This window comes from Streptantibioticus cattleyicolor NRRL 8057 = DSM 46488, from assembly GCF_000240165.1.
Classification (GTDB): domain Bacteria; phylum Actinomycetota; class Actinomycetes; order Streptomycetales; family Streptomycetaceae; genus Streptantibioticus; species Streptantibioticus cattleyicolor.
Genome location: NC_017586.1, coordinates 4,923,764 through 4,949,809, shown reverse-complemented (window position 1 = coordinate 4,949,809; position 26,046 = coordinate 4,923,764). Strand labels below are relative to the sequence as shown.

Genomic DNA, 26,046 nt, shown 5'->3' with positions numbered 1-26,046 from the left:
ATGACCCGGACGGCCTTGAGGGCTTTGCTGAAAAGCACACGAAAGGGTGATCGCCCCTCTCCGCACAATTGACGCTTTATCGGAAAGAAACGCACTTTCTCAACAGAGTTACGAACACTTCGGCTCGCACTCCGCGGTCACCCGCCCCAAAACCACGCCCCGCCAGGCGCCATGGACCACCCGGACACAACTGCGCGCGCCCGTCCGCGAGTTGACCGCGCCGCGCGCGCCCGGCGGCGCCGGGGCGGACGACGGTCGGACGGCGGCCGTCACCGCCGCCGCGCCGCTCAGGCCTCGGGACGCAGCATCGGCGGGTTGAGCAGCGTGGCACCGCCGGCCCGGAACAACTGGGCGGGACGGCCGCCCTGCCGCGTCGTCGTCCCGCCCGCCGGGACGAGGAAGCCGGGGGTGCCGGTGACCTTGCGGTGGAAGTTGCGCGGGTCCAGCGCAACGCCCCACACCGCCTCGTACACCCGGCGCAGCTCGCCCACGGTGAACTCCGGCGGACAGAACGCCGTCGCCAGCGACGAGTACTCGATCTTCGACCGGGCGCGCTCCACCCCGTCGGCGAGGATCCTGGCGTGGTCGAAGGCGAGCTGCGCGACGCCCTCCGCGCCGGGCGCCCCGTCGCGCTGGAGCAGCTCGTCCACCGGTGCCCACCGGGCGCTGCGCGCGTCACCGCCCGCCCGGGGCGCCGGCAGATCGGGGGCGAGCGCCAGATGGGCCACGCTCACCACGCGCATGCGCGGGTCCCGGTGCGGGTCGCCGTAGGTGGCCAGCTGCTCCAGGTGGGCCCCCGCACCACCGTACGGATCCGGCGCCTCCGCGCCGCCGGCCCCCACCGCGACCTGGGCCCGCAGCCCGGTCTCCTCGGCGAGTTCGCGGGCGGCGGCCTCGGTGAGGTTCTCGTCGGGCCGGACGAATCCGCCGGGCAGCGCCCAACGGCCTTGGAACGGCGGCTCGCCCCGGCGCACCACGAGCGCGCACAACGCGTGCCTGCGCACGGTGAGCACGACCAGGTCCACGGTGACGGCGAACGGCGGGTGGGCCGACGGGTCGTAGGGGGGCATGTGGTGATCATAGTCGTCTGCCTGACGATAAACAGGAGGTTCCAGGGCACGCGTGATGCTTTCGGCCGCTTCCCCGGTGGCGTGGTCCCGGCCCCCCCGGTCGCGCTCGCCGGGACGCGCACGGCACGGCCGGTGTGACGGCGGGGCGAAGGGGGTGCCCGGTCCCAGCGGGCGGGGCCGGACGCGGAGGACCCGGGCGCGGGGTGCGACCCTCGGGGGCCGCAGTGCCCGGGCGCCACGGCCCGGCGCCACCCGCCGCCGCGGACCCTCGGGGGCGCCCCGCGCGAGCCGTCGCCGGGGCTCGGTCTACCGTTCGGAGGGCCGGCGGCCACCCGGGCCGCCGTCCGCACCGAGCAGTCCGAGGAGTTCGATGGCCGTCCACCGCCAGCCCGGCACCGTCCTGACCGACCACGTCTTCAGCGTCCCCCTGGACCACTCGGATCCGGGCGGGGAGCGCATCGAGGTCTACGCGCGCGAGGTGGTGGCGGCGGGCCGGGAGAAGGACTCGCTGCCGTGGCTGCTCTTCCTCCAGGGCGGCCCGGGCGGCAGCTCCCCGCGACCGCTGGGCAAGGACGGCTGGCTGGTGCGGGCGCTCGACGACTACCGGGTGCTCCTCCTCGACCAGCGCGGAACCGGACGCTCCACCCCGGTGAACCGGCAGACCCTGCCGCGTCGCGGTGACGCCGCCGCCCAGGCCGACCACCTGTCGCACTTCCGTGCCGACTCCATCGTGGCCGACTGCGAACTGATCCGGCGTCAGCTCCTCGGCGAGGACGCCAAGTGGTCGTTGCTGGGCCAGAGTTTCGGCGGCTTCTGCACCCTGACGTACCTGTCGTTCGCGCCGGAGGGGCTGCGCGAGGCGTTCGTCACCGGCGGCCTGGCGGGGCTCGGCGTGAGCGCGCGGGACGTGTACCGGTCGGCGTATCCGCGGGTGGAGCGGAAGAACGACGGGCATTACCGGCGCTATCCCGAGGACGTCGAGGCCGTCCGGAAGATCACCCGGCACCTGGCCGAGCGTGAAGTGCGGCTGCCGGACGGCGGGTTGCTGACCGTGCCGGCCTTCCAGTCGCTCGGCATGATGCTGGGCTCCAGCACCGGCTCGCACACCTTGCACTACCTGCTCGAGGACGCCTTCCTCCCGGGGCCGGGCGACGCGGCCCTGTCCGACTCCTTCCTCCACCAGGCGCAGCAGCACCTGTCGTTCGCGCAACGGCCGCTGTACGCCGTGCTCCACGAGGCGATCTACGGTCAGCGCTCGGTCTCCCGGGCGGCGACCGGCTGGGCCGCGCAGTCGGTGCGGGACGAGTTCCCCCGGTTCGACGCCGACCGGGCGCTGTCGGCGGGCGAACCGGTGCTCTTCACCGGGGAGATGATCTATCCCTGGATGTTCGAGACCGACCCGGCGCTGGTGCCGTTGCGTGGCGTCGCCGAGGAGCTGGCGGCCCGCGGTGACTGGCCCGACCTCTACGACGCCGACCGGCTCGCCCGCAACGAGGTTCCGGTCGCCGCGGCCGTCTACCACGACGACATGTACGTCGACACGGCGGACTCGCTGGCCACGGCGCGCGCGGTGAACTCCCTGCGGACCTGGGTCACCGACGAGTACGAGCACGACGGCCTGCGCGCCAGCGGCGGGCGGGTCCTCGACCGGCTGATCCGGATGGTGCGCGGCGAGGTGTGACCACCGCCCGCCACGGCGGACCGCCCGGCCCACGAGCCACGGCCACCGCCTCTGCCGCGACCGGAACCGCGACAGCCGCGCGACCGGGGCGCGCGCCCTCATGCCCGCTCGTCCCCGTCGGCCCGGACCCGGCGGCGGGTGCGGGGGCGGGCCGTGGTGCGGGTGACCGGGCGGGTGTCGCCCGACGGCCGGCCCTTGGGCCCGGTGCCGGCCCGACCGGGACGCGGCGGCCGGGCCGGACGGGCCGACCGCTTGGCGTGTTCCTCCCGCAGCCGCCGGCGCAGCGGCTCCGGGTCGACGTGGTGATTGCAGGCTTCGTGCAGCAGCTGGGCGAAGACGTAGTCGGGGTCGGCCTCCAGCGCCAGCCCGAAGGCGACCCGGGCGGAGGGTTCGTCGCCGGCGAGCCAGCAGACCAGCCCGGCCAGGGTGAGCGGGGGCGCCGCGTAGCCCGCGTAGGCGCCCACGCAGCGCCGGGCCAGCGCCCGCCACAGGCGCAGGGCGGCGGCCTGGTCGCACTCCTCCTGCCATTCGGCGGCGATGTCGCGGGTGTCGCGGTCCTGGAGGCCGATGAGGACGGCCGCGGCCTCCTCGTCGCCGAGCAGCGTGTCGTCGTGGGCGTCCCCGGTGGGGTCGTCGTGCTCCGCGGGGGCGTCCTTGAACCGCTGGAGGGCCGCCGCGGCGAGGGCGATGGTCTCCTCCCGCACGGTGCCGGAGCCGGCGCCGCCGTCGAGCATGCGCGGCACGAGTTCGCCGCAGGCGGTGTCGAGCGCGGTTTCCTGGGCCTCGGACCGCGCCCCGGTGAGCGGGGCGAAGCGGGCCCGCATCTCACGCAGGCTGCCGCGTACCCGGATGCCCGCGTAGGCGGCGGCCACCGCCATGACCGAGGTGCCGTCCCGGTTGATCTCGCCGCCCTCGGGCGGGCAGCAGGCCGGGTTCGGGCAGCAGTAGGAGAACCACCGCCCGCCGCTGACGCAGAGCGCCTCGAAGACCGGGACGTCCTGGGCGCCGCACGCGGTGCGCAGGTGCTGGGCGAGGGGACGCAGGCGTTCCATGGTCCTGGCCGGGGTCTCGTCGCCACGCGGGTCCTGGCACAGGAAGGCGGCGATCCCGTTCGGCCTGCCGAACCGGCTCGGGGCGTTCACCAGGCAGTCGGCGAGTTCGGCGGCCAGGTGCGGCCACTCCGTCTCGGATTCGGGGATGCCGATCCGCAGCCGTCCGCCGAAGCGGCCTCGTCCGCCGTGCATCGCGATCAGCACGATGCTGTCGTCGGGGTGGAAGCCCAGCAGGTAGGGCAGGGCCTCCGCGAGCTGGGCGGGGGTGCGCAGGGTGACGTGCGGTTCCAGAAGGTCACTGGTGGGCTGTGTGTGCTGAGTCATGTCCGGAAAGATTCCGCGTCTGCCCCGATTCCACCAGCCCTGTGGATAACTTCCGTATATTTTCGTATTAGTAGGGTTTAGGAGCCGGAAAATTCGTCACTGGATCGAGTGACCGGTTTTCCACAGGCCCGGCGGCCGGGTTCGCGCGTTGTCGGTGGCATCGGGTTGCATGGAGACATGAACGAACCACTGCGTACCCGCGCCGACGCCGTCCTGCGCCGGCTCGTCGGCGACCCCACCGGCACCGCGGCCCTGCGTGAGGACCAGTGGCGGGCGGTCGAGGCGCTGGTCGCGCAGGGTCGCAGGGCCCTGGTGGTGCAGCGCACCGGCTGGGGCAAGTCGGCCGTCTACTTCGTGGCCACCGCTCTGCTCCGCGAGCGCGGCGGCGGTCCCACCGTGATCGTCTCCCCGCTGCTCGCCCTGATGCGCAACCAGATCGAGGCGGCGGAGCGGGCCGGCATCCGGGCCCGCACGATCAACTCGGCCAACACCGAGGAGTGGGACGAGGTCCAGGCGGAGATCGCGGCCGGCGCGGTCGACGTCCTCCTGGTGAGCCCGGAACGCCTCAACAACCCGGACTTCCGCGACTCGGTGCTGCCCAAGCTCGCCGCCGCGACCGGGCTGCTCGTGGTCGACGAGGCCCACTGCATCTCCGACTGGGGCCACGACTTCCGCCCCGACTACCGGCGGCTGCGCACCGTGCTCGCCGACCTCCCGCCCGGCACCCCGGTGCTGGCCACCACCGCCACCGCCAACGCCCGGGTCACCGCGGACGTGGCCGAGCAACTGGGCACCACCGGCGCGGACGGCGACGCGGGCGGGGGCGATACGCACGCCCTGGTGCTGCGCGGGCCGCTGGACCGCGAATCCCTCTCGCTCGGTGTACTGCGCCTGCCGGACGCCGCCCACCGGCTGGCCTGGCTCGCCGATCACCTCCACACCCTGCCGGGCTCGGGCATCGTCTACAGCCTCACCGTGGCCGCGGCCGACGAGGTGGCCGCCTTCCTGCGGCAGCGCGGACACACCGTGGCCGCCTACTCCGGCCGCACCGAGGACGCCGACCGCCGCGCCGCCGAGGCCGACCTGCTGGCCAACCGGGTCAAGGCGCTGGTGGCCACCTCCGCCCTGGGCATGGGGTTCGACAAACCCGACCTGGGCTTCGTGGTCCACCTGGGGTCGCCCTCCTCCCCCATCGCCTACTACCAGCAGGTGGGACGGGCCGGCCGCGGGGTCGAGCACGCGGAGGTCCTGCTGCTGCCGGGCGCCGAGGACGAGGCCATCTGGCGCTACTTCGCCTCGCTCGCCTTCCCTCCCGAGGAGCAGGTGCGCCGCACCCTCCAGGCCCTCGCCGACGCCGGCCGCCCGCTGTCGTTGCCGGCCCTGGAGGCCATGGTCGAACTGCGCCGGTCGCGGCTGGAGACGATGCTGAAGGTCCTCGACGTGGACGGCGCGGTACGCCGGGTGCGCGGCGGCTGGACGGCGACCGGCCGGCCGTGGACGTACGACGCCGAGCGGTACGCCTGGGTGGCCCGGCAGCGCGAGTCCGAGCAGCAGGCGATGCGCGAGTACGCCACCACCACCGGGTGCCGGATGGAATACCTGCGGCGGCAGTTGGACGACGAGACGGCCGAGCCGTGCGGCCGTTGCGACAACTGCGCCGGGGCCCGCTTCACCACCGAAGTCTCCGCCGCCGCCCTGGAGTCGGCGCGGGCGGCCCTCGGCAGGCCCGGTGTCGAGGTCGAACCGCGTCGGATGTGGCCGACCGGCATGCCGGCCATCGGAGTCGACCTCAAGGGGCGTATCCCGGCCGGGGAGCAGGCGTCGGCGGGGCGGGCGCTGGGCCGGCTGTCGGACATCGGGTGGGGCAACCGGCTGCGGCCGATGTTCGCCCCGGGCGCGCCCGACGGGCCGGTGCCGGACGACGTGGTGGACGCCGTGGTCACGGTGCTCGCCGACTGGGCCAAGGGGCCCGGGGGTTGGGCCGGCGGCACGCCCGGAGCCCCCGCCCGGCCGGTGGGCGTGGTCACCGTCGACTCGCACACCCGGCCACGGCTGATCGAGTCGCTGGCGGCACGCGTGGCGCAGGTGGGCCGGATGCCACTGCTCGGCCGGGTCGGCTACGCGCCGCAGGCCGCGCCGGAGCGCATAGCCCGGTCCAACAGCGCGCAGCGGTTGCGCGCGCTGCACGAGGCGTTCACCGTCCCGCCGGAGCTCGCCGCGGCGCTGGCGGCCAACCCCGGTCCGGTGCTGCTCGTCGACGATCTGACGGATTCCGGTTGGACGCTGGCGGTGGTCGCTCGTCTCCTGCTGCGTTCGGGCGCGTCGGCGGTGCTGCCGCTGGTCCTGGCCGTGCAGGGCTGACGGCGCGGGCCGGCCGACCACGGCACCTCCGCGTGGACCGACGTGGTCGCGCGGTGTCCGGATGACGTCAACAGCGCGGCGTCATTTGCTCGTTGCCGAGCGTGGCCGCACCGGGGAGAATCGGACGGGACCCCCGGACGGCTCGCGGAGCCGCACGACGGCGTGCGCCCGGGCACCGTGAGGCGCCACCGGGCACCCCGGCACGAAGGGAGGACCATGGCTTTCGGTTTCGCTCCGCAGACCACCGCCGAGGCCGCCCCCCGGCTGAGCCGGATCCTCGGAGCCGACGAATGGGCGGCGTCCGCGATCCCCTCGCTGAACAGTCCGCGGGATCTGGTGAAGGAGGTCTGCGACCGCCATCTGCCGTCCCCGTCCACGGTGGTGATCGCCGTGCTCGACCCCACCGGGCGCACGGTGGCCAGCGCCTCGTTCGCCGCCCCCGCCGGGAGCCGGGACGGCTGGGAGCACCGCAACGCGATCCTGCACCATCTGCGCCGGGTGATACCGCACGATCTGCGGCTGCGTTCTCCGGTGCGCACCGCCGTGCTGCTGGTCTGCCGGGACGGCATACCGGGCTGGACGCCGGCCGACGGCGCCTGGATGTGGGGGCTGCGGGACGCGTGCACGCTGCACGGGCTGCGTTGCGGCGCCTACGTCACGCTGACGTCGCACGGCTGGCTGGTGCTCGGCGACGGACGCGGTGGCCGCAGACCGCATGCCGGTTCCTGGTCGGAGCGGGCCGCCAGGGGCGGTGCCGTGCTGCCCGTCGGCGACGGCGTGCCGGAGGCGGTGCGCCGCCATGTGGCCCGCTGACCGCGGGCGGCCCGTCGACCGAGGGGCCGCCGCACGTGGGGATGCGGCAGGCCGTGGTCGCGTCGGGCCGTCCGGGGTCACAACAGGTTGCGCAGCCGCTCCGGGTCGCCGCAGACGATGAGCAGGCTTCCGGCGCGGGCCATGGCGGCGGGCAGCGCACGGGAGGTGTCCTCGTCCGTGCCGCCGTTGACCGTGAGGACCACGACCGGGCGCTTGGCGGCGCGTTCGGCGGTGGCGTGGGCGAAGAAGACATCGCCGCCCTCGTCCTGCTGGCGCCAGTAGGAGTCCTCGCCGAAGGAGAGCTCGTGCTGCGCCCAGGGGTGCTGCTCGCCGGTGGTGAGGACCAGTATGTCGTCCGGGGCACGGCCGGAGTCGAGCAGCACGTCGACGGCCTCGTCGGCCGCGGTCACCGCGCTTTCCTCGGTGGCCGGGACGAGTTGTATCTGGACGGCGTCGTCGGCGGGACGTGCCGGGGCCGGAACGGCGGGCCCCGGTGCGGCGGGCCGGCCGGGGCCCGGACGGCCCGGCGTGGGATGGGTGCGGTTCGCGCGGGGCGGGCCCGGACGAGGACCGGGCCGGGGACCGGGAGCCGGAACGGGACGCGGGGGCTGCGGCGTACGGGTACCCCCCGTGGCGGGGCGCGTACCCGGGACACTCTCGTGAATCTGTGGCTCCTCGGGGATGAGAGGCATGGTGAGTTGTCTATCAAACGCGCTGTGCGGGCACAGCGGCGGGTGGGTCAGAAGACGGGCCCGAGGTCCAGGCCCAGTTGCTCGGCCTGCTCCGCGGTGCCGCGGACCTTCTTCAAGTGACGCCAGCGCGGCAGGGCGTCGAGATACGCCCAGGACAGCCGGTGGTGCGGGGTGGGACCCAACTCCTCCAGCGCGGCGCGGTGCACCGGCGAAGGGTACCCCGCGTTTTCGGCGAAACCGAACGCGGAGTGTTCCAGGCCCAGTTCGCCCATCATCGCGTCACGGTGCACCTTGGCGATCACGGAGGCGGCGGCGACCGGGACGCAGGACTGATCGCCCTTGATCACGGTACGCACCCGCCACGGACCGCCGAGGTAGTCGTACTTGCCGTCCAGGATGACGGCGTCCGGCCGCACCGAGAGCCCTTCGAGGGCACGCAGCGCGGCGAGGCGGAGCGCGACCGTCATCCCGAGGTCGTCGATCTCCTCGGGCGAGGCGTGGCCCAGCGCGTGGTCGGTCACCCAGCCGGCGAGCGTGGCGGCCAGTGCGGTGCGGCGCTTGACGGTCAGCAGCTTGGAATCGGTCAGCCCTTCCGGCGGACGACGCAGCCCGGTGACGGCCGCGCACACGGTGACCGGTCCCGCCCACGCGCCGCGGCCGACTTCGTCGATGCCTGCGACGACCTTGACACCGAGGGTGGCCCGCATCGAGCGCTCGACGCTGTGGGTGGGTGGTTCGTATGCCATGGCGGCACCAGACTACGCCCCGCTTCCCGCGCGGCAGTAGTGGGTTCTTTTCAATCGCCGGCGGTCCGCGGCGGGCGGGCGGCGGTCACTGTCCGGGGTGCCGGAGGCTGGGCAGCCAGCCGGGCAGTTCCTCGGTGCGGGCCCGCCATTCCTCCGGCGGCAGACCGGCGGGGCGGGAGGCGAGCACCCCGCCGACGATGGCGCAGGTGGTGTCGATGTCACCGCCGGCCCGGGCGGCGGTCCAGAAGGCGGCCGGGAAGTCGTCCAGGTGCCGGGCCGCCGCCCACAGCGCGAACGGCACGGTGTCGTGCGCGCTGGTGCGACGTCCGCAGCCGAGCACGGCGGCGACGGTGGCCACGTCGGCGAAGTCCAGCATGTCGCGGGCGCGGCGCAGCCCGGCGTGCACGGCGCTGCGCGGGATCAGCGCGATGACCTCACCGAGCAGCGCCGAGGGGTCCCGGGGGCCGTCCGCCGCGGCGACCAGGGCGGCTGCCGCGGCCACCGCCATCGCGCCGACGACCGCCTCACGGTGCTGGTGGGTGGTGTACGCGGAGATCTCGGCCTGGTGGGTCGCCTGTACGGGGTCGTCGGCGTACCAGGCGCCGAGGGGTGCGATGCGCATGGCGGCGCCGTTACCCCAGGAGCCCTGGCCGTTGAAGAGCGCCGCCGCCAGCTCACGCCAGTCGGCGCCTTCCTGCCGGATCAGCCGCAGCATGCGGCTGACGGCGGGCCCGTATCCCCGGTCGGTGTCGTGGTGCTCGGCGAAGGAGTCGGCCAGCGCGTCCTGGTCGATCCGGCCGTGGCCGGCGAGGACGGCCACGATCGAGCAGGCCATCTCGGTGTCGTCGGTCCACTGCCACGGCCCTGGCGGCAGCTCGCCACTCCGGAGCGCCGGGTAGTTGGCGGGGACGAAGAACTGGGAGCCGAGGGCATCCCCCACGGAGAGGCCGCGGAGGCTGGCGAGGGCGCGATCGTACCGATCGGAAAAGAGGGGATCAACGGTCATGACGACGGAAACTCTGACATCACCCCCCATCAGGGTCAATCACCCTGTGCCCAATCTCACCTGCGGCCCCGGAGGGGTCCCGGGTGGGCGCCGGACGGCCTGCCGGACGATACCGGAAGCGGGCGCCCGCCGGGGGCGGAGGTTCACAGGGCGGTCGGGCGGTGCCGTGAGCCGCCGTCGACGCCGAGCACGACACCGGAGACGAAGCCGGCCCCGATGAGGTAGCCGATCGCCTCGGCGACGTCCTCGGCGCGACCCACCCGGCCGACCGGGGTGGCCCGGGCGTAGTTCTCGAACGTCTGCTGCCGCGTCTCGGCGTCCATCCAGTCCCACCACGGGGTGTCGATGATGCCGGGCGAGACGGCGTTGACCCGTGCCGGGGCCAGCTCGACGGCGAGGACCGGAACCATGGCCTCCACCGCCGCGTTGACCGCGGCCAGCCCCGCGGTGCCCGGCCTGGCGGCACCGGCGGAGCCCGCGGTGACGAAGGTCAGCGAACCGTCCGCGCGCAACACCTTCAACGCGGCCTGGGCGGCGATCGTCTGGGCTATCAGCTTGCCCTCGCCGGCGCTGCGCAGCGCGTCCGCCGTGAGGTCGCGGAAGGCTCCGGCCGCGCTGTGACCGGTGACGGTGACCACGACGTGGTCGACGGCACCGAGGCCGGCGAAGAAGGCGTGCATGGCCTCCTCGTCGCGGGCGTCCACCGCCTCGCCGGAAGCGCCGGCGCCCAGCCTCTCCACCACCGCGGCGAGCTTGGCGGCGTCGCGTCCGGTGACCACGACCTCCCGCCCCGCCGCCAACTGGCCCTGCGCTACGGCCAGTCCGATCCCGGACGTGCCACCGATCATCACAACGCGCTCGGTCATCCGCGTCTCCCCCTGCCGGCGGCCCGCGTGACGGGCCGGTGCGTGACGGTCGCCGGTGGCGGCGTTCGCCGACGGCCGGGGCCAGTCGGCGACAGCCATTTACGAACCACCGTGCCTCGTTGAGAATATGCGAGACACGATGTCTTGTAAAGGGGGTAGAGTGGCGCCATGACCGAACCAGTGGCCCGGGGCAGACCGCGCAGCGAGGTGGCCCGCCGGGCGGTCCTCGACGCGGCCCTCGAACTGTGCCAGCGCGACGGCTACCAGGCGCTGACCATCAAGGGCATCGCGGAGCGGGCCGGGGTCGGCCGCCAGACCGTCTACCGGTGGTGGCCCACGAAGCAGGCGGTGCTGCTGGAGGCGCTGCGCGACCTGGCGCTGCGCGAGAGCCCCCGGCTGGCACCCGACACCGGTGACGCCCTCCGCGACGTGCACGTCCTGCTCGCCGCCACGTTCACCTTCACCCGGGAGGTCACCGGCAACGCGGTGGTGGGCCTGATGGCCGAGGCCCAGAACGACCCGGAGCTCGCCGCCCGGCTCCAGGGCACGGTGACAGGTCCGCGCCGCGCGGCGCTGCGCGAGGTGCTGCGCAAGGGCGTGCTCAGCGGCCGGCTCAGCGACCGCGAGTGCTCGCTGGAGCTCGCGGTCGACTTCGCCTTCGGCACGATGTGGTACCGGCTGATAAGCCGCCACGCCCCGGTCGGCGCCGAGCTCGCCGAGGAACTCACCACCGCGCTGCGCCGGCTGATGGCGGTCCCGGACGCCGGCGGGTAGCCGCCCCGCGGCAGCGGCCACGCGGGCCGGCCCCTTACGACTGTCCTCCCCCACGGCTCGCGGCGCCGTACCGCCGGGAGTCGAAGGACGCCTCGGCCAGGAAGTCGGTGAAGCGGTGTCCGTCCGCGGGGTTGTCCGGTGCCAGCAGTCCGCCGTGCCGGGTGGCGCGCACGAGTCCGCCGGGCAGGGGCACCTCGAGCACCGGGCGGCGGCCACCGGTGGCACGCAGCACGGCGCGGACGGCGTCGGCGAGCGTCATCACCTCGGGTCCGCCCATGTCGGGGACGCAGCCGGCCGGCGCACCGGCGGCGAGGTCGGCCAGGCGGGCGGCGACGTCGGCCACGTCCACCGGCTGCATCCGCACCCCGGACGGCACCAGGGCGACCGGGAGCCGGGTCAACTGCCGCGCGACCGCCAGCAGCAGGTCGTGGAACTGGGTGGTGCGCAGCACGGTCCACGGCAGCCCTGAGCCGGCGACGATCCGCTCCACCGCGAGCTTGGCCCGGTAGTAGGGAAAGGGCACCCGGTCGATACCGACGATCGAGATGTACACCAGGTGCGGGGAACCGGCCGCGCGGGCGGCCTCGACGAGCCGTTCGGCCGCGACGGGATCGTTCTTCCAGCGCCGGCTGTCGGTCGCGCAGTGCACCACGGTGCCGACTCCCTCCAGCGCCGCGGCCAGTCCCGCCCCGCTGGTCAGGTCGCCCACCGCCCACTCGGTGCCCTCGAGCGGGACGGCGTCGGGGGCGGGCGGACGGCGGCTGAGCACCCGTACCGGGCGGCCCGCCGCGCGCAGCCGTGCCACCAGTGCGGTGCCCAGCACCCCGGTGCCGCCGGTGACCAAGGTGGTGTCGTTCATCTCGCCGTCCTTCCGGTGGTGATCAGTTTCCGGAGGGGGGACAGACGGGGCCGCCGGAATGTGACACGGGAGGGGAGCGGCCTCGTGGCTACCCGGTGGGGAGCCGGGCCCACTGGCGGCCGATGAACTCCAGCTTGTGCGGGTTGAGGACGTTGCGCAGCCCCACGATGCCGTCGGGGCCGAACTCCGGCACCAGCACCCCGACCACCGCGGTGCCGAGCACCGCGACGGCCGAGGGCTCGCTGTTGACCTCGGCCACCGAAAGCTCCAGGACGCTTCGCGGGGCCCGGGCGAGCACCCCGGAGACGTAGCGGGCCGCCTTCTCGGCGCCCAGGACCGGGCGGCGGGCCGCGCCGTCTATCACTCCGCCGCCGTCCGCCCAGGCCACGACGTCCTGGGAGAGGAACTCGGCCGCGCCGGCCAGGTCGCCGTCGACCGCCGCCGCGAGGAACTCCTCCAGAACCCGCCGCCGTTCGTCCCACCCCGTCTCGTGCCGGACGCGGGGCAGCCCGGTACGCTGCCGGGCGCTGCGCAGCAAACCCTCGCACCCCTGCGGCGTCGTCCGGAGCAGGCCGGCGATCTCCGGCAGCGGCCGGCCGTACGTCTCGTGGAGCACCAGGACGGCCCGCTCGGCCGGGGTCAGCCGTTCCAGCCGCACCAGCCACGGCAGCGAGACCGACTCCCGCAGCGCGGGGTCCTCCAGCGGGCCGAACGGCCCGTCCACGGTGAGCACCGGCTCCGGCAGCCACGGGCCGACGTACGCCTCGTGACGTGACCGGGCCGACGCCAGAGCGTCCAGGCAGGCCCCGACCACCGCGCCTTCCGGCCCACGCCCCTCCGTCACGGCGGGCGCCCCGCCGGGCACGCGGGCCAGCACCTCCTCGGCCGAGGAGGCCGCGCCCAGCAGGAGGTAGGCGAGCGCGAAGCGCCCTGGCGAGCCGCCCTCACCCGGCAGCGCGCCCCCACCCGGCCCCGGCCGGGCCGGATCCGAACCGCCGTCCCCGGCCGACGACGCGCCCGCGACGGGACCCGGCCGGTCTGCCCTGGTCGCCGATGTCCTCGCAACGGAACCCGGCCGATCCTCCCCGGCCCGCAACGCGTCCGCAGCGGAATCCGGCCCACCAGCCCCCGCCGACGACACCCCCGCGACGGGACCCATCCCCCCAGCCCCCGCCGACGACGCCCCCACAGCGGGAACCGACCCACCAGCCCCGGCCAACGGTGTTCCCGCAACGGAACCCGATCCACCGCGCCCAGCCGACGACACCCCCGCCACGGCCTGCGGGGCGCCGTTGGCTATGCCTGGGCCGTCGGACGTACCGCTCACACCGTCCACGCCTGCACCACGTCCACGATCTCACCCGCCACCGACAACACGTCCTCGCCGAGTCCGGCGCGTTCCTCCAGCCGGCCGACGGCCGCGTCACGGTACTTGGCCCGCTCGGCGGCGGAATCCCACATCGACAGCACCAGGAACTCGCTCCCGGCGCCCTCGGCGAAGATCCCCCGCAGCATTCCGGGCGAGCCGGCCATGGCCGGGTTCCACACCTTCTCCTGCATCAGCATGAAGTGTTCCACCTGGGACGGCCGGACGCGGCAGTGGGCCGCCCGCACCAGGTCGGCGTCGGAGAAGACGGCGCGGAAGCCGATCTTCACCTCCTGGCGCTGCTCGAAGAGGCGCACGTCCATCCGGTCGTAGGTGCCGGCCTGGGCCATGGCTATGCCGTCGTGCGGACCGGCCATGAACATGTCGTAGTACGACCGGTTCTCCCAGAAGCAGAAGATGTGCGCCTCGTCCGGCCGGCCGCGGCCCCAGCCGCCGCCCTGCCCCCGGAACCCGGGCTCGCCGAAGAGCGCCGCCCATTCGCGCTGTCCGCGTTCGAAACCGGTCCGGTCCGTGACGCGACAGCGAATCCACTTCACCAGCACCGCGCCATACTATGGCCGTGCCGTGGCGCCCTCCGCTTCCGTCACCCGGTCAACTCCCGTGGCCCGCAAGCTCGTACGATCACGGCATGGACGCCCTCCATCCGCGGCTCCTCGTCCGCGACTTCGACACCTCGCTCCGTTTCTGGACCGCCGCGCTCCGCGCGCTGCACGGCATCGAGCCGGTCAAGGTGGTGCCCGAGGCCAGGTACGCCAACTGGGACCTGGACGGCCAGGCGGTCCTGGTGATCTTCGCGCGGGAGAACATCGTCAGGATCGTCGGCACCGACTCGCTGCCGGAACACGCCGCCGCGCAGGACACCGGCATGCTCGTGCTGCGCGTGGCGGACACCGACGACGCCGCCGCCCGGCTCGCCGCCCACGGCGCCACCGTGGTGGCCGCCCCGCAGGACCGCCCGGAGTGGGGGCCGGGGCTGCGCACCGCGCATCTGCGTGACCCCGAGGGCAACCTCATCGAGTTGCAGTCCTACTGAGCCGCGCGCGGCTCCCCGTGCGCCTCGGCCCGCGGGGAGCCACCGGGGTGCCCCGGTCCGTTCCCGGCGGTCAACTCGGCCCGCGGGAAAACCGGTTGCGGCACACCCCGCCCCATCCCGTTCAATGGGTCCGGGCGCGCGGAAAGGACCACATGCACCGGGATTCCGCACCCCCCGCCCCTGTCCGCACGCCCGCCGGAGAACCTCCGGACCACCACCCCGTACTGACCCTGCTCGTCGCCTGCACCGGTTTCTTCGTCATCACCCTGGACGTCAACGCCGTCACCGTCGCGCTGCCGCACATCGGCCGTGAGCTGGGCGTGGGCGTCACCGCGCTGCAGTGGGTGCTGGACGCGTACACGTTGTTGTTCGCCGCGTTGATGCTGTCGGCGGGGACGGTCTCGGACCGGTTCGGGGCCACCCGCGTCTACGCCGTGGGGCTGGCGGGCTTCACGGTGATGTCGGCCGCCTGCGCTCTCGCCCCTGACGCCGCCTTCCTGATCGGGGCCCGTGCGGCGCAGGGGGCGGCGGCGGCTCTGATGCTGCCCGCCTCGCTGTCGTTGATCCGGCGGACCCGCACCGATCCGGCCGAGCGGGCGCGGGGGTTCGCGCTGTGGACCGCGGCCAGCGGGGTGGCGGTGGCCGCGGGGCCGGTGGCCGGCGGGGTGCTGACCCAGGCGCTGGGGTGGCGGTCGATCTTCTTCCTGAACGTCCCGGTGGGGGTGGCGGCGCTCGCCGCGCTGTCCAGGACGCCGCGGATCCGGCCACGTCCGGCGCCGTTGGACGGGGCCGGGCAGAGCGCGGTCGTCCTCGCCCTGGCGGCGCTGGTGTTCGCGGTGATCGAGGGCGGGGCCACGGGGTTCGGTTCGCCCGAGGTGGCGGTGGCCTCGGCGGTGGCGGTGGCGGCGGGCACGGCGTTCCTGGCCGTGGAGGCCCGGGTGCGCCATCCGGCCGTGCCGCCGGCGTTGTTCCGGGAGCGGGCGGTGGCCGTGTGCACCGCGGCCGGTCTGACCATGAACCTCGGTTTCTACGGTGCCGTCTTCGTGCTGAGCATGTTCTTCCAGACGCAGCGCCACCTCTCCGCGCTCGTCGGCGGGGTGATGTTCTTGCCGATGACCGGGCTGATCGCGGTGGTGAACGTGGTCTCCGGGCGGGTGATCGCGCGGTACGGGCCGCGACTGCCGCTGGCGGCCGGGCAGTTGCTGGCCGGGGCGGCGTCGCTCGCGCTGCCGGCGGTGGGCCCGGGCACGCCCGTACCGCTGTTGTCGGCGGCTCTCCTTCCGTTGGGGGTCGGGGCGGGGCTCGCGGCGCCGGCGCTGACCACCACGATGCTGGAGGCGGTCCCGGCGGAGCGTTCCGGGCTGGCGTCCGGGGTGCTCAACGCGGCCCGGCAGACCGGAGGGGCGGTCGGGGTGGCGCTCTTCGGGGCGTTCATCGGCGGCGGCCGTTTCCTGCCGGGGATGCGGCTGTCGCTGCTGACCGGCGGCGTGGCGCTGTTGTGCACCGGGACGGCCGTCGCCGTGCTGCTGCGTGGGGACGGCGGACGGCGCCGCCCGGCCGTCACAGGGTGAGCCGCTCCCCCGGCTCCAGCAGGCGCAGCGTCCCGCGTACCCCGTCGCCAGCCGTGGCGAAGGCGTCCAGCAGCGTCTGCCGGCCCTGGGTGAAGTGGCCCCAGTGTTCGAAGTGGAGCGGGACGACCTGGCGGGCGCCGAGTATGCGGGCGGCCTCGGCGGCCTGTTCACTGGTGAGGGTCAGATACGCGTCCGGGACCAGCGGGGTGCGGGCCGCGCCGGCGAAGAGCACGGCGACGTCGACCGGGCCGTGGGTGTCGGCGATGGAACGCACCACGTCCAGCGAGGCGTTGTCCCCGCTGACGTAGACCGTGGGCACCCCCTGCCCGGTCAGCAGGAAGCCGGTGACCTGGCCCACCAGGGACTCGCTGCCGTCCGGGCCGTGCTGGGCGGGCACCCCGGTGATCCTCAGCGTGCCGCCGTCGGGCCGGGGCAGCTCGGCCCACTCCCCGGCCGGCAGCGCGCGGACCGGATCGCCGAGGCGGTCGCGGGCCGCCTCGGTGGAGAGCACCAGGGGCGCCCGCGCCAGGAACGCGCGGCCCGAGGTGTCGAGGTTGTCGGGGTGCTGGTCGTGCGAGAGGAGCACGGCGTCGACGGGGCCGACGGCGTCGGGGGCGAGGGCGGGGCCGGCGGTCTTGGTGAGCGAGCGGCTGCCGACCGGATGCTCCCCCGGGCCGTCGAACGTGGGGTCCGTGAGCAGCCGCAGCCCGGCGGCCTCGATCACCGCGGTCGGCCCGCCCACGTACTCGATGGTCAGCTCTGCCATGGCAGCCCCCGTCATCCGGATCCGTGCGCGGTCGCCCTGCGAAGCCGACCGAACGCCTGATCGACGATCATGTATGCCGGGTCAACGACCGGCCCGCCTCGGCGATTCCCGAGGACCGCTGCCGACCCCGTAGTTCACCCGTACGTGTGAAGCGGGGTACGGCGGGTCACTCCGTTTCCCAGGCTGTCCGCAGCGCGGCGAGCGCCTCGTGGAAGCCGGGGAACGTCTTCTTGACGCACCCGGGGTCGTCGAGGGTGATGCCGGGGGTGCGCAGGCCGGTGACGCTGAAGGACATGGCGATGCGGTGGTCGCCACGGCAGGCGATGCGGGCGGCGGCGGGGCGGGCCGGGCGGATCTCGATCCAGTCGCGTCCGGTGGCGACCGGGACGCCGAGGGCGCGCAGGTTCTCGGCGCAGGCGTCGAGCCGGTCGCACTCCTTGATCCGGGTGTTGTAGACGTCCTCGATGCGTACCGGCCCGTCCGCGAAGGGGGCGATGGCGGCGAGGGTGGGAACGGTGTCGGAGATGTCCCGCATGTTCACGGTGAGTCCGCGCAGCCGGCCGCCGTCGGCGCCGGTGACGGTCACCGAGTCGCGGGTGAGCGTCACCTCGGCGCCCATCGACCGCAGCACCTCGGCGAAGCGCAGATCGCCCTGGAGCGAACCGGCGCCGAGCCCGGGCACGGTGACGCGGCGTCCGGTGAGCGCGGCGGCGGCCAGGAAGTAACTCGCCGTGGAGGCGTCCGGTTCGACCGGGTAGTCGGTGGCCCGGTAACCGCCGGGCGGCACGACGAAGGTGTCGCCCTCGCGGACCGTCTCGACGCCGAAGCGGCGCATCATGACGAGGGTGATCTCCACGTACGGCACCGAGACCAGGTCGGTCACGGTGATCCGCAGCCCCTCCTCGGTGAGCGGGGCGAGGAGCAGCAGCGCGGTCAGGAACTGGGACGACAGCCCGGCGTCCAGCGTGACCTGGCCGCCCTTGATGCCCGCGGCCCGCACGGTCAGCGGGTGGTGGCCCTCTTCTTCCTGGTGGGTGAGGTCGACGCCGAGGTCGCGCAGGGCGCGGGTGAGCGGGCCGAGCGGGCGGCGGCGCATCTGCGCGGAGGCGTCGAAGCGGAACAGGCCGTGTCCGGCGGCGGCGAGCGCGGGCAGGAAGCGCGCGGTCGTCGCGCCGTCCCGGCAGTAGACGTCCGCCTCGTTGACGGCCGGGCCCTCGGGGCGGCCGGTGATCGTCCAGGCGTCCGGGCCCCGTTCGACCTGGTAGCCGAGGGTGATCAGGCCCTCCGCGAAGCCCTCGGAGTCGTCCGAGACCAGCGGTCCGCGCAGCACGGTGGTGCCACGCGCGGCGGCGGCGAGGAAGAGGGCGCGGGCGGTGACGGATTTGGATCCGGGTATCTCCACGACGGTCATGGCCCGAGGCTATGGGCTCGGCGCCGGTCGGCAGACCGGACGTCCGCGGTACGGGACGGTATCGGCAGGTGTGCCGCGGCCGGTGCCCGGAACGCGCGCTTCCGAGCACCGTCACGTACCCGTTCCCGTACCCGTACCCGTCCCGGAACGGGCCGACGGGCCGCCACGAAAGCCGTGGCGGCCCGTCGGAACCGGACCCGGGGGGCCGGCCCGTCACCGGGCCGGCTCCGGCCGTCGTCAGCTGCAGCCGCTGGTGGAGCCGCAGCCCTCGCAGACGTAGCAGCTGCCGGCGCGGCGCATCTTCGTGCCGCAGGAGAAGCACAGCGGGGCGTCGGCGTTGAGGCCCTGCTGGATCTCCAGCAGCTCGGTGGAGTTGTGCGCCTGCTTGGGCGACGGGGCCGCGGCGGGCTCCTGCGCCTTGGCGGCCGGGGCGGTGGTGGCCGCCTTGGCCGGTCCGGCCTGGCGCGGGGCGGACTGGGCCAGCCCCTCGACGTCCAGCTCGTCCTCGGCGGGCTCGTAGGAGCCGGTGTCGAGGTGGCGCTGGCGCTCCTCGGCCGAGTGGATGCCGAGCGCCGAACGGGTCTCGAACGGCAGGAAGTCCAGCGCGAGGCGGCGGAAGATGTAGTCGACGATCGACTGCGCCATCCGCACGTCCGGGTCGTCGGTCAGACCGGCCGGCTCGAAGCGCATGTTGGTGAACTTCGAGACGTAGGTCTCCAGCGGCACGCCGTACTGCAGGCCCACCGAGACGGCGATGGAGAAAGCGTCCATCATGCCCGCGAGGGTTGAGCCCTGCTTGGACATCTTCAGGAAGACCTCGCCGAGACCGTCGTCCGGGTAGGAGTTGGCGGTCATGTAGCCCTCGGCGCCGCCGACGGTGAAGGAGGTGGTGATGCCGGGACGGCCCTTGGGCAGGCGCTTGCGGACCGGGCGGTACTCGACGACCTTCTCGACCTCGGCCGGCGCCTCGGTCTTGGCCTCCTCCTTCTTCTTGGCGGAGAGCGGCTGGCCGACCTTGCAGTTGTCGCGGTAGATCGCCAGCGCCTTCAGGCCGAGCTTCCAGCCCTCGTAGTAGATCTCCTCGATCTCCTCGACGGTGGCCGACTCCGGCATGTTGACGGTCTTGCTGATCGCGCCGGACAGGAACGGCTGGGCCGCCGCCATCATCCGCACGTGGCCCATCGGCGAGATGGCGCGCTCGCCCATGGCGCAGTCGAAGACCTCGTAGTGCTCCGGCTTCAGGCCCGGCGCGTCGATGACGTTGCCGTGCTCGGCGATGTGCGCGACGACCGCCTCGACCTGCTCGGGCTGGTAGCCCAGGCGCTTGAGGGCCTTGGGCACGGTGTTGTTCACGATCTGCATCGAGCCGCCGCCGACCAGCTTCTTGAACTTCACCAGCGCCAGGTCGGGCTCGACACCGGTGGTGTCGCAGTCCATCATCAGGCCGATGGTGCCGGTGGGGGCCAGCACGCTCGCCTGGGCGTTGCGGAACCCGTTCTGCTCGCCGAGGCGGAGCACGTCCTGCCAGGCCTCGGTGGCCGCGGCCCACACCGGGGTGTCCAGGTCGTCCATGCGCTTGGCGGCGGTGTTGGCGTCGGCGTGCTGCCGCATGACGCGCTTGTGGGCGTCGGCGTTGCGCGCGTACCCCTCGTAGGGGCCGACGACGGCGGCCAGCTCGGCCGAGCGCCGGTAGGAGGTGCCGGTCATCAGCGAGGTGATGGCGCCGGCCAGCGCCCGGCCGCCGTCGGAGTCGTAGGCGTGGCCGGTGGCCATCAGCAGCGCGCCGAGGTTGGCGTAGCCGATGCCCAGTTGGCGGAAGGCGCGGGTGGTCTCGCCGATCTTCTCGGTGGGGAAGTCGGCGAAGCAGATGGAGATGTCCATCGCGGTGATGACCAGCTCGACGACCTTGGCGAAGCGCTCGGCGTCGAACGACATGTTGCCCCCCGCGCCGGAGGCGCCGTCGGACGCAGTGTCGTCGCGCAGGAACTTCATCAGGTTGAGCGAGGCCAGGTTGCACGAGGAGTTGTCCAGGTGCATGTACTCGCTGCACGGGTTGGACGCGGTGATGCGGCCCGACTCCGGCGAGGTGTGCCAGTGGTTGATGGTGTCGTCGTACTGGATGCCCGGGTCGGCGCAGGCCCAGGCGGCCTCGGCCATCTTGCGGAAGAGCGCCTTGGCGTCGACCTCCTCGATGACCTCGCCGGTCATCCGGGCGCGCAGCCCGAACTTCGCGCCCTGCTCGTACGCCTTCATGAACTCGTCGTTGACGCGGACCGAGTTGTTGGCGTTCTGGTACTGGACGGAGGTGATGTCGTCGCCGCCCAGGTCCATGTCGAAGCCCGCGTCGCGCAGGGCGCGGATCTTCTCCTCCTCCTTGACCTTGGTCTCGACGAACGCCTCGATGTCCGGGTGGTCGACGTCGAGGACGACCATCTTGGCGGCGCGGCGGGTGGCGCCGCCCGACTTGATGGTGCCGGCCGAGGCGTCGGCGCCGCGCATGAAGGAGACCGGGCCGGAGGCGTTGCCGCCGGAGGAGAGGAGTTCCTTGGAGGAGCGGATGCGGGAGAGGTTCAGGCCGGCGCCGGAGCCGCCCTTGAAGATCATCCCCTCTTCCTTGTACCAGTCCAGGATCGACTCCATGGAGTCGTCCACGGAGAGGATGAAGCAGGCGGAGACCTGCTGCGGCTGGGCGGTGCCGACGTTGAACCACACCGGCGAGTTGAAGCTGAAGACCTGGTGGAGCAGGGCGTAGGTCAGCTCCTGCTCGAAGATCTCGGCGTCCGCCGGGGAGGCGAAGTAACCGTTCTCCTCACCGGCCTTGCGGTAGGTCTTCACCACGCGGTCGATCAGCTGCTTGAGGCTGTTCTCCCGCTGCGGGGAGCCCACCGCCCCGCGGAAGTACTTGCTGGTGACGATGTTGACCGCGTTGACCGACCAGAAATCCGGGAACTCGACGCCGCGCTGCTCGAAGTTGATCGAGCCGTCCCGCCAGTTGGTCATGACGACGTCGCGGCGCTCCCACACCACCTCGTCGTACGGGTGGATGCCGGGCGTGGTGTGGATGCGCTCCATCCGCAGGCCCTTGGTCGCCTTGTCGGCCTTGGCACCCTTCTCGCCCTTACGAGAGCTTCGTGCCGGGCCGCTCGCCGTCTCTGTCATGCCGCCTCCCTGTACGGGCGAAAACGCCCTGAAGTGCCTCGGATCTTCCCGTTGCACAGTGTTTTCTGCCGCCTCGGCACACCCGATGCCTCGGCACGTTCGTATGCCGCCGCTGCCGCCCGCCCGCCGCCGGGCCGGGGCTTCGCCGTTGTGTCGTCCTGTGGTGCTGTTGTGGCGTTTCCGCCGTTTCCGCCCGCCCGGCGCGCGCTCGTGGCGCGCGCGTCAGGCGTACGGGGCCCGTCGCGGCCCGGCCGCCCGTCAGGGCGGGCACGGGCCGCGCCGCCCTCAGTCGGCGCCGGGGCCGGACGGGGCGGGGACCTTGGTCCCGCCGCCCTGGGGGGCTCCGGAACGTTCGGCTCCGGAACGTGGACCGGCTGGTCTCGCCGACGGCTGGTCGTGGCCGGGGCGCTCCGACCCGTCGTCGGACCCCTCCTCGGGCCGGCCGCAGCGGCACCCCGCCGCGGTCGGGGCGCCCGCCCCCGCCTCGCGCAGTTCGGCGATCGCGGCCTCGAAGTCCTCCAGCGAGTCGAACGCCCGGTAGACCGAGGCGAACCGCAGGTAGGCGACGAGGTCGAGATCGCGCAGCGGACCGAGTATCGCCAGGCCCACGTCGTGGGTGGACAGCTCGGCGCTGCCGGTGGCCCGTACCGCCTCCTCGACCCGCTGCCCGAGCTGGGCGAGCGCGTCCTCGGTGACCGGACGGCCCTGGCACGCCTTGCGGACGCCCGCGATGACCTTGTCGCGGCTGAAGGGCTCGGTCACCCCGCTGCGCTTGATCACCATCAGGGACGCCGTCTCGACGGTGGTGAACCGCCGGCCGCAGTCGGGGCACTGGCGCCGACGCCGGATCGAGGTTCCGTCGTCGGTGGTCCGGCTGTCGACGACGCGACTGTCGGGGTGCCTGCAGAAGGGGCAGTGCATGTCCGTTCCCTCCTCACCCTCTGTGCGCGCGCACGACCGCCACGCGATATGGAAAAGCACACCTGCGCCGGACCCTTCCGGGCCCCGCGAAGCAGCCACAAGCATAGGCGATGCCGGGGACCGCGAAGTCCAGGGCAACCACAACTTGTGGGCGACCGGCACCCATCAAACCACTAGATCTGGTGCCGGGGTACGCAGGGGGCCGGTCGCGTGTCGCGGTACGGGCCCAGGGCCGCCGCCACCCGCGCGTCCGACGCGAGGGGGTGGTGGGGCGCGTGAGAGCCTACGCGAGGCACCGGTGACACGTGCGGCCGGGCACCGGTGTCACACTGGGTGCCGGACCGGTGCCGCCGGGGTACGGCGGACCACGCGCGGGACCGCGCGCGGCCGGACGGCGCCGGGCCGGCGAGCCCCACCGGCGGCCCGGAAGGGCGAACGGGACGGCGAAAACGAAGGGCCACGGGAAGGCACGTACCCGGGGCACGGAATTCCAACTGAATGCAATTACGGGCCCATTACACCCAATAACTTGATCATGTCAGCCGATTCGTGAAAGTTCACTCGAACGTGTGTTTGGCGCAACCTTTCGAAAGCAACTACCGTTGTCTCGCTAGGGAGAACACTTGAGAGGGGCCGCCGTGACCACGACCGCAGACAGCGCGACCATCACTGCCCAGGACCACGCCCAGGACCGGCTCAATCCCATGCCCACGACGAACGAGGACACGCCCAAGCCAGGACGAGCGCTCCCCGGCCGCCCGCCAGGAATTCGCGCGGACAGCTCGGGGCTCACCGATCGGCAGCGCCGGGTGATCGAGGTCATCCGGGATTCGGTGCAACGACGCGGTTACCCGCCATCCATGCGGGAGATCGGCCAAGCGGTCGGGCTCTCCAGCACCTCTTCGGTGGCCCACCAATTGATGGCGCTGGAACGTAAGGGCTTTCTCCGGCGCGATCCGCACCGCCCGCGGGCCTACGAGGTGCGCGGCTCCGACGCCCCGCACAGCCAGCCCACCGACACCACGGGGAAGCCCTCCGCCTCCTACGTGCCCCTGGTGGGCCGGATCGCCGCCGGCGGCCCGATCCTCGCCGAGGAGTCGGTGGAGGACGTCTTCCCGCTGCCGCGGCAACTCGTCGGCGACGGTGAGCTCTTCGTGCTCAAGGTCGTCGGCGACTCGATGATCGAGGCGGCCATCTGCGACGGCGACTGGGTGACGGTGCGCCGCCAGCCGGTCGCGGAGAACGGCGACATCGTGGCCGCCATGATCGACGGCGAGGCCACCGTGAAGCGCTTCAAGCGGGAGAACGGCCATGTGTGGCTGCTCCCGCACAACGCCGCCTACCAGCCCATCCCCGGTGACGAGGCGACCATCCTCGGCAAGGTCGTGGCCGTACTGCGCCGGGTCTGAGGGTCCCCGCCCCACGGGGAGGCATGCCGGGGCCCACGGTCCCGGCGCCGGACCCCCGTCCGGCCCCGCCCGCCCCTAGCCGGACCCCGGAACCCCTGCGCCGGTTCCGGGGTCCTTCGTTCGCGGCGCTCCACGCCGGGCCGGGGCCCGGAGGCGCTACGCGTCGGCCGCCGCCGCGATGGCCGCCAGGGACCGGCGGACCTGGTTGCGGTCGACCGTGTACCAGAAGTCGGGCAGGGAGGCCCGCAGGAAGCTCCCGTAGCGGGCGGTGGCGAGCCGCGGGTCGAGGACCGCGACGACGCCCCGGTCGCCACTGGCCCGGATCAGACGGCCCGCGCCCTGGGCCATCAGCAGGGCGGCATGGGTGGCCGCCACCGCCATGAATCCGTTGCCGCCGTGTTCCTCCACGGCCTTCTGCCGGGCGCTCATCAGCGGGTCGTCCGGACGGGGGAACGGGATGCGGTCCATCACCACGAGCTGGCAGTTGGAGCCGGGGACGTCCACCCCCTGCCAGAGCGAGAGCGTGCCGAACAGGCAGGTGCCCGCGTCGTCGGCGAAGGTGCGGATCAGCTCGCCCAGCGTCTCCTCGCCCTGGAGGAGGACGGGGAAGTCCAGCCGGCCGCGCATCGCCTCGGCGGCGGCCTGGGCGGCCCGCATCGAGGAGAAGAGCCCCAGCGTCCGACCGCCGGCCGCCTCGATCAGCTCGGCCAGCTCGTCCAGCATGTCGGAGCGGCTGCCCTCTCGGCCCGGGGTGGCCAGATGCTTGGCCACGTACAGGATGCCCTGCTTGCGGTATTCGAACGGCGAGCCGACGTCGATGCCCTGCCAGGGCGGGGCCTCCCCCTCCCCCTCGGTGTCGGCCACGCCCTCCGGGGCCAGCCCCAGCGAGGCGGCGACCCCGTTGAAGTCACCGCCGAGCTTGAGCGTGGCCGAGGTGAGCACCACGGACCGCTCGGCGAAGAGCTTCTCCCGCAGCAGCCCGGAGACGGTCAGCGGGGCCACCCGCAGCGAGGCGCCGAAGCGGTCGTGGCGCTCGCACCAGATCACGTCGTACTCGGAGCCCTCCAGCAGCCGCTCGGCCACCCCGTGCACGTTCTCCACCGAGGCGAGGGCCTGCTTGCGCACCGCGTCCTCGTCGGGCACCGACTTGTCGCGGACGTCGCCGATGGCGGTGATCACCTGGCGGCAGGCGTCGCGGAGCGCGGCGAGCACGTAGGCCAGGTCTTCCGGGATCTCCTCGAGGCGTCCGGGGAGGGCCAGCTCCATCACCCGCTCGAAGCCCTCGGCGGCGGTGAGCAGCCGGTCGGCGGCCTTCTCGTCGACGAGTCTGGCCGAGCGCTTCACCGCCCGGTTGACCGCGCCGGGGGTCAGCTCGCCGGTGGCCACCCCGGTGACCCGGGAGACCAGCTCGTGGGCCTCGTCCACGATCAGCACCTCGTGGCTGGGGAGCACCGGGGCGCCCTCGATCGCGTCGATGGCGAGCAGGGCGTGGTTGGTGACCACCACGTCGGCGAGCTTGGCGCGTTCCCGGGCGGCCTCGGCGAAGCACTCGGCGCCGTACGCGCACTTGGTGGCGCCGAGGCATTCCCGGGAGGAGACGGAGACCTGGGCCCAGGCGCGGTCGGAGACGCCGGGGCTGAGGGCGTCGCGGTCGCCGGTCTCCGTCTCGTCCGCCCAGTCGCGCAGCCGGACCAGGTCCTTGCCGAGCTTGCTGGTGGGGCCGCCCATCTGCTCCATGGGGTCGAAGAGGCCGTCCTCCTCGTCGCTGGGCACGCCCTCGTGCACCCGGTGCAGGCACAGGTAGTTGGAGCGCCCCTTGAGCATGGCGAACTGCGGCTCGCGGCGCAGCAGCGGCTTGAGCGCGGCCACCGTGCGGGGCAGGTCGCGTTCGACGAGCTGCCGCTGGAGGGCGAGGGTGGCGGTGGCCACCACCACGCGCTCCCCCTGGGCCAGCGCGGGCACCAGGTAGCCGAGGGACTTGCCGGTGCCGGTGCCGGCCTGGACCAGCAGGTGGCTGCCGTCGTCGACGGCCGCCGCCACGGCCTCGGCCATGGCGACCTGACCGGGGCGCTCCACACCGCCGACGGCGGCCACGGCGGCGTGCAGGAGATCGGTGAGGGCGGGCTTGCTCATAGTCGTTCCACC

General features: G+C 73.6%; 21 protein-coding genes. 7 read left to right on the top strand and 14 right to left on the bottom strand.

All coding sequences use genetic code 11. The features are described from left to right. Positions 1-287 precede the first annotated feature (287 nt). A complete protein-coding gene (locus tag SCATT_RS21730) occupies positions 288-1,070 on the bottom strand; it encodes an NUDIX hydrolase (protein WP_014145300.1) in 783 nt (260 codons plus the stop codon). Positions 1,071-1,440: 370 nt separating this feature from the next. On the opposite strand from SCATT_RS21730, the gene SCATT_RS21725 reads away from it, so the two are divergent. After that, the gene (locus SCATT_RS21725; protein WP_014145299.1) at positions 1,441-2,751 is read left to right on the top strand and encodes an alpha/beta fold hydrolase; all 1,311 of its coding nucleotides are present in this window, start codon (positions 1,441-1,443) and stop codon (positions 2,749-2,751) included. A gap of 98 nt (positions 2,752-2,849) precedes the next feature. Here the strand turns inward: SCATT_RS21725 and SCATT_RS21720 are convergent, their stop codons facing one another. Beyond that, positions 2,850-4,127: a DUF4192 domain-containing protein gene (locus tag SCATT_RS21720; protein WP_014145298.1), complete on the bottom strand. Its 1,278-nt coding sequence runs from the start codon at positions 4,125-4,127 to the stop codon at positions 2,850-2,852. Between the two features lie 177 nt (positions 4,128-4,304). On the opposite strand from SCATT_RS21720, the gene SCATT_RS21715 reads away from it, so the two are divergent. Then, positions 4,305-6,488: a RecQ family ATP-dependent DNA helicase gene (locus SCATT_RS21715; RefSeq protein ID WP_014145297.1), complete on the top strand. Its 2,184-nt coding sequence runs from the start codon at positions 4,305-4,307 to the stop codon at positions 6,486-6,488. A 216-nt stretch (positions 6,489-6,704) separates the two neighbouring features. After that, the gene (locus tag SCATT_RS21710) at positions 6,705-7,301 is read left to right on the top strand and encodes a hypothetical protein (protein WP_014145296.1); all 597 of its coding nucleotides are present in this window, start codon (positions 6,705-6,707) and stop codon (positions 7,299-7,301) included. A gap of 77 nt (positions 7,302-7,378) precedes the next feature. Here SCATT_RS21710 and SCATT_RS40600 read toward each other — a convergent pair whose 3' ends face one another. The 4 genes from SCATT_RS40600 to SCATT_RS21690 all read right to left on the bottom strand — a co-directional run bounded on the left by SCATT_RS40600 (position 7,379) and on the right by SCATT_RS21690 (position 10,611). Continuing rightward, positions 7,379-7,711 carry a hypothetical protein gene (locus tag SCATT_RS40600; RefSeq protein WP_014145295.1) on the bottom strand — a complete coding sequence of 111 codons (333 nt, stop codon included), beginning with the start codon at positions 7,709-7,711 and terminating at the stop codon, positions 7,379-7,381. Positions 7,712-8,040: 329 nt separating this feature from the next. After that, positions 8,041-8,739 (bottom strand): ribonuclease HII, encoded by a 699-nt coding sequence (locus tag SCATT_RS21700; protein WP_014145294.1) that lies wholly within the window; start codon positions 8,737-8,739, stop codon positions 8,041-8,043. A gap of 85 nt (positions 8,740-8,824) precedes the next feature. Beyond that, entirely contained in the window at positions 8,825-9,745 is a 921-nt protein-coding gene (locus tag SCATT_RS21695; RefSeq protein ID WP_041824929.1) for an ADP-ribosylglycohydrolase family protein, read from the bottom strand. A gap of 143 nt (positions 9,746-9,888) precedes the next feature. Then, complete coding sequence (locus SCATT_RS21690) at positions 9,889-10,611, bottom strand: SDR family oxidoreductase (protein ID WP_014145292.1); 723 nt, start codon at positions 10,609-10,611, stop codon at positions 9,889-9,891. 168 nt (positions 10,612-10,779) lie between these two features. On the opposite strand from SCATT_RS21690, the gene SCATT_RS21685 reads away from it, so the two are divergent. After that, positions 10,780-11,385, top strand: a complete 606-nt coding sequence (locus SCATT_RS21685) for a TetR/AcrR family transcriptional regulator (RefSeq protein WP_014145291.1) — start codon at positions 10,780-10,782, stop codon at positions 11,383-11,385. Between the two features lie 34 nt (positions 11,386-11,419). On the opposite strand, the gene SCATT_RS21680 is transcribed toward SCATT_RS21685, so the two are convergent. From SCATT_RS21680 to SCATT_RS21670, 3 genes are all read right to left on the bottom strand, one after another. Continuing rightward, on the bottom strand, positions 11,420-12,244 hold the full coding sequence (locus SCATT_RS21680; protein WP_014145290.1) for an SDR family oxidoreductase: 825 nt from the start codon (positions 12,242-12,244) through the stop codon (positions 11,420-11,422). Between the two features lie 88 nt (positions 12,245-12,332). Continuing rightward, positions 12,333-13,088: a sigma factor-like helix-turn-helix DNA-binding protein gene (locus SCATT_RS21675; RefSeq protein WP_157894845.1), complete on the bottom strand. Its 756-nt coding sequence runs from the start codon at positions 13,086-13,088 to the stop codon at positions 12,333-12,335. 479 nt (positions 13,089-13,567) lie between these two features. Then, positions 13,568-14,173, bottom strand: coding sequence for a DUF4937 domain-containing protein (locus SCATT_RS21670; RefSeq protein WP_014145288.1), 606 nt, complete (start codon positions 14,171-14,173; stop codon positions 13,568-13,570). An 86-nt stretch (positions 14,174-14,259) separates the two neighbouring features. Between SCATT_RS21670 and SCATT_RS21665 the strand changes: the two genes are divergently transcribed. Together SCATT_RS21665 and SCATT_RS21660 are read left to right on the top strand one after the other, a co-directional pair. After that, entirely contained in the window at positions 14,260-14,664 is a 405-nt protein-coding gene (locus SCATT_RS21665) for a glyoxalase/bleomycin resistance/extradiol dioxygenase family protein (protein ID WP_014145287.1), read from the top strand. A 152-nt stretch (positions 14,665-14,816) separates the two neighbouring features. Beyond that, positions 14,817-16,235, top strand: coding sequence for an MFS transporter (locus SCATT_RS21660; protein WP_014145286.1), 1,419 nt, complete (start codon positions 14,817-14,819; stop codon positions 16,233-16,235). On the opposite strand, the gene SCATT_RS21655 is transcribed toward SCATT_RS21660, so the two are convergent. From SCATT_RS21655 to nrdR, 4 genes are all read right to left on the bottom strand, one after another. After that, on the bottom strand, positions 16,225-17,001 hold the full coding sequence (locus tag SCATT_RS21655; RefSeq protein ID WP_014145285.1) for an MBL fold metallo-hydrolase: 777 nt from the start codon (positions 16,999-17,001) through the stop codon (positions 16,225-16,227). The two genes, SCATT_RS21660 and SCATT_RS21655, sit on opposite strands and share 11 nt — an antisense overlap. 166 nt (positions 17,002-17,167) lie before the next feature. Further along, positions 17,168-18,412 (bottom strand): 3-phosphoshikimate 1-carboxyvinyltransferase, encoded by a 1,245-nt coding sequence (gene aroA, locus SCATT_RS21650; protein WP_014145284.1) that lies wholly within the window; start codon positions 18,410-18,412, stop codon positions 17,168-17,170. Between the two features lie 237 nt (positions 18,413-18,649). Continuing rightward, entirely contained in the window at positions 18,650-21,571 is a 2,922-nt protein-coding gene (locus SCATT_RS21645) for a vitamin B12-dependent ribonucleotide reductase (RefSeq protein WP_014145282.1), read from the bottom strand. A 285-nt stretch (positions 21,572-21,856) separates the two neighbouring features. Further along, the gene (nrdR, locus tag SCATT_RS21640) at positions 21,857-22,492 is read right to left on the bottom strand and encodes a transcriptional regulator NrdR (RefSeq protein ID WP_014145281.1); all 636 of its coding nucleotides are present in this window, start codon (positions 22,490-22,492) and stop codon (positions 21,857-21,859) included. 638 nt (positions 22,493-23,130) lie between these two features. On the opposite strand from nrdR, the gene lexA reads away from it, so the two are divergent. Further along, on the top strand, positions 23,131-23,901 hold the full coding sequence (lexA, locus tag SCATT_RS21635) for a transcriptional repressor LexA (RefSeq protein WP_041824925.1): 771 nt from the start codon (positions 23,131-23,133) through the stop codon (positions 23,899-23,901). A gap of 156 nt (positions 23,902-24,057) precedes the next feature. On the opposite strand, the gene SCATT_RS21630 is transcribed toward lexA, so the two are convergent. After that, on the bottom strand, positions 24,058-26,034 hold the full coding sequence (locus tag SCATT_RS21630) for an ATP-dependent DNA helicase (RefSeq protein ID WP_014145278.1): 1,977 nt from the start codon (positions 26,032-26,034) through the stop codon (positions 24,058-24,060). Positions 26,035-26,046 lie beyond the last annotated feature (12 nt).

What these genes read in the sequence shown, in the direction of transcription:
- SCATT_RS21730 (WP_014145300.1), bottom strand. Translation starts at nt 1,070, where the DNA reads ATGCCCCCCTACGACCCGTCGGCCCACCCGCCGTTCGCCGTCACCGTG.
- SCATT_RS21725 (WP_014145299.1), top strand. Translation starts at nt 1,441, where the DNA reads ATGGCCGTCCACCGCCAGCCCGGCACCGTCCTGACCGACCACGTCTTC.
- SCATT_RS21720 (WP_014145298.1), bottom strand. Translation starts at nt 4,127, where the DNA reads ATGACTCAGCACACACAGCCCACCAGTGACCTTCTGGAACCGCACGTC.
- SCATT_RS21715 (WP_014145297.1), top strand. Translation starts at nt 4,305, where the DNA reads ATGAACGAACCACTGCGTACCCGCGCCGACGCCGTCCTGCGCCGGCTC.
- SCATT_RS21710 (WP_014145296.1), top strand. Translation starts at nt 6,705, where the DNA reads ATGGCTTTCGGTTTCGCTCCGCAGACCACCGCCGAGGCCGCCCCCCGG.
- SCATT_RS21700 (WP_014145294.1), bottom strand. Translation starts at nt 8,739, where the DNA reads ATGGCATACGAACCACCCACCCACAGCGTCGAGCGCTCGATGCGGGCC.
- SCATT_RS21695 (WP_041824929.1), bottom strand. Translation starts at nt 9,745, where the DNA reads ATGACCGTTGATCCCCTCTTTTCCGATCGGTACGATCGCGCCCTCGCC.
- SCATT_RS21690 (WP_014145292.1), bottom strand. Translation starts at nt 10,611, where the DNA reads ATGACCGAGCGCGTTGTGATGATCGGTGGCACGTCCGGGATCGGACTG.
- SCATT_RS21685 (WP_014145291.1), top strand. Translation starts at nt 10,780, where the DNA reads ATGACCGAACCAGTGGCCCGGGGCAGACCGCGCAGCGAGGTGGCCCGC.
- SCATT_RS21680 (WP_014145290.1), bottom strand. Translation starts at nt 12,244, where the DNA reads ATGAACGACACCACCTTGGTCACCGGCGGCACCGGGGTGCTGGGCACC.
- SCATT_RS21665 (WP_014145287.1), top strand. Translation starts at nt 14,260, where the DNA reads ATGGACGCCCTCCATCCGCGGCTCCTCGTCCGCGACTTCGACACCTCG.
- SCATT_RS21660 (WP_014145286.1), top strand. Translation starts at nt 14,817, where the DNA reads ATGCACCGGGATTCCGCACCCCCCGCCCCTGTCCGCACGCCCGCCGGA.
- SCATT_RS21655 (WP_014145285.1), bottom strand. Translation starts at nt 17,001, where the DNA reads ATGGCAGAGCTGACCATCGAGTACGTGGGCGGGCCGACCGCGGTGATC.
- aroA (WP_014145284.1), bottom strand. Translation starts at nt 18,412, where the DNA reads ATGACCGTCGTGGAGATACCCGGATCCAAATCCGTCACCGCCCGCGCC.
- SCATT_RS21645 (WP_014145282.1), bottom strand. Translation starts at nt 21,571, where the DNA reads ATGACAGAGACGGCGAGCGGCCCGGCACGAAGCTCTCGTAAGGGCGAG.
- nrdR (WP_014145281.1), bottom strand. Translation starts at nt 22,492, where the DNA reads ATGCACTGCCCCTTCTGCAGGCACCCCGACAGTCGCGTCGTCGACAGC.
- SCATT_RS21630 (WP_014145278.1), bottom strand. Translation starts at nt 26,034, where the DNA reads ATGAGCAAGCCCGCCCTCACCGATCTCCTGCACGCCGCCGTGGCCGCC.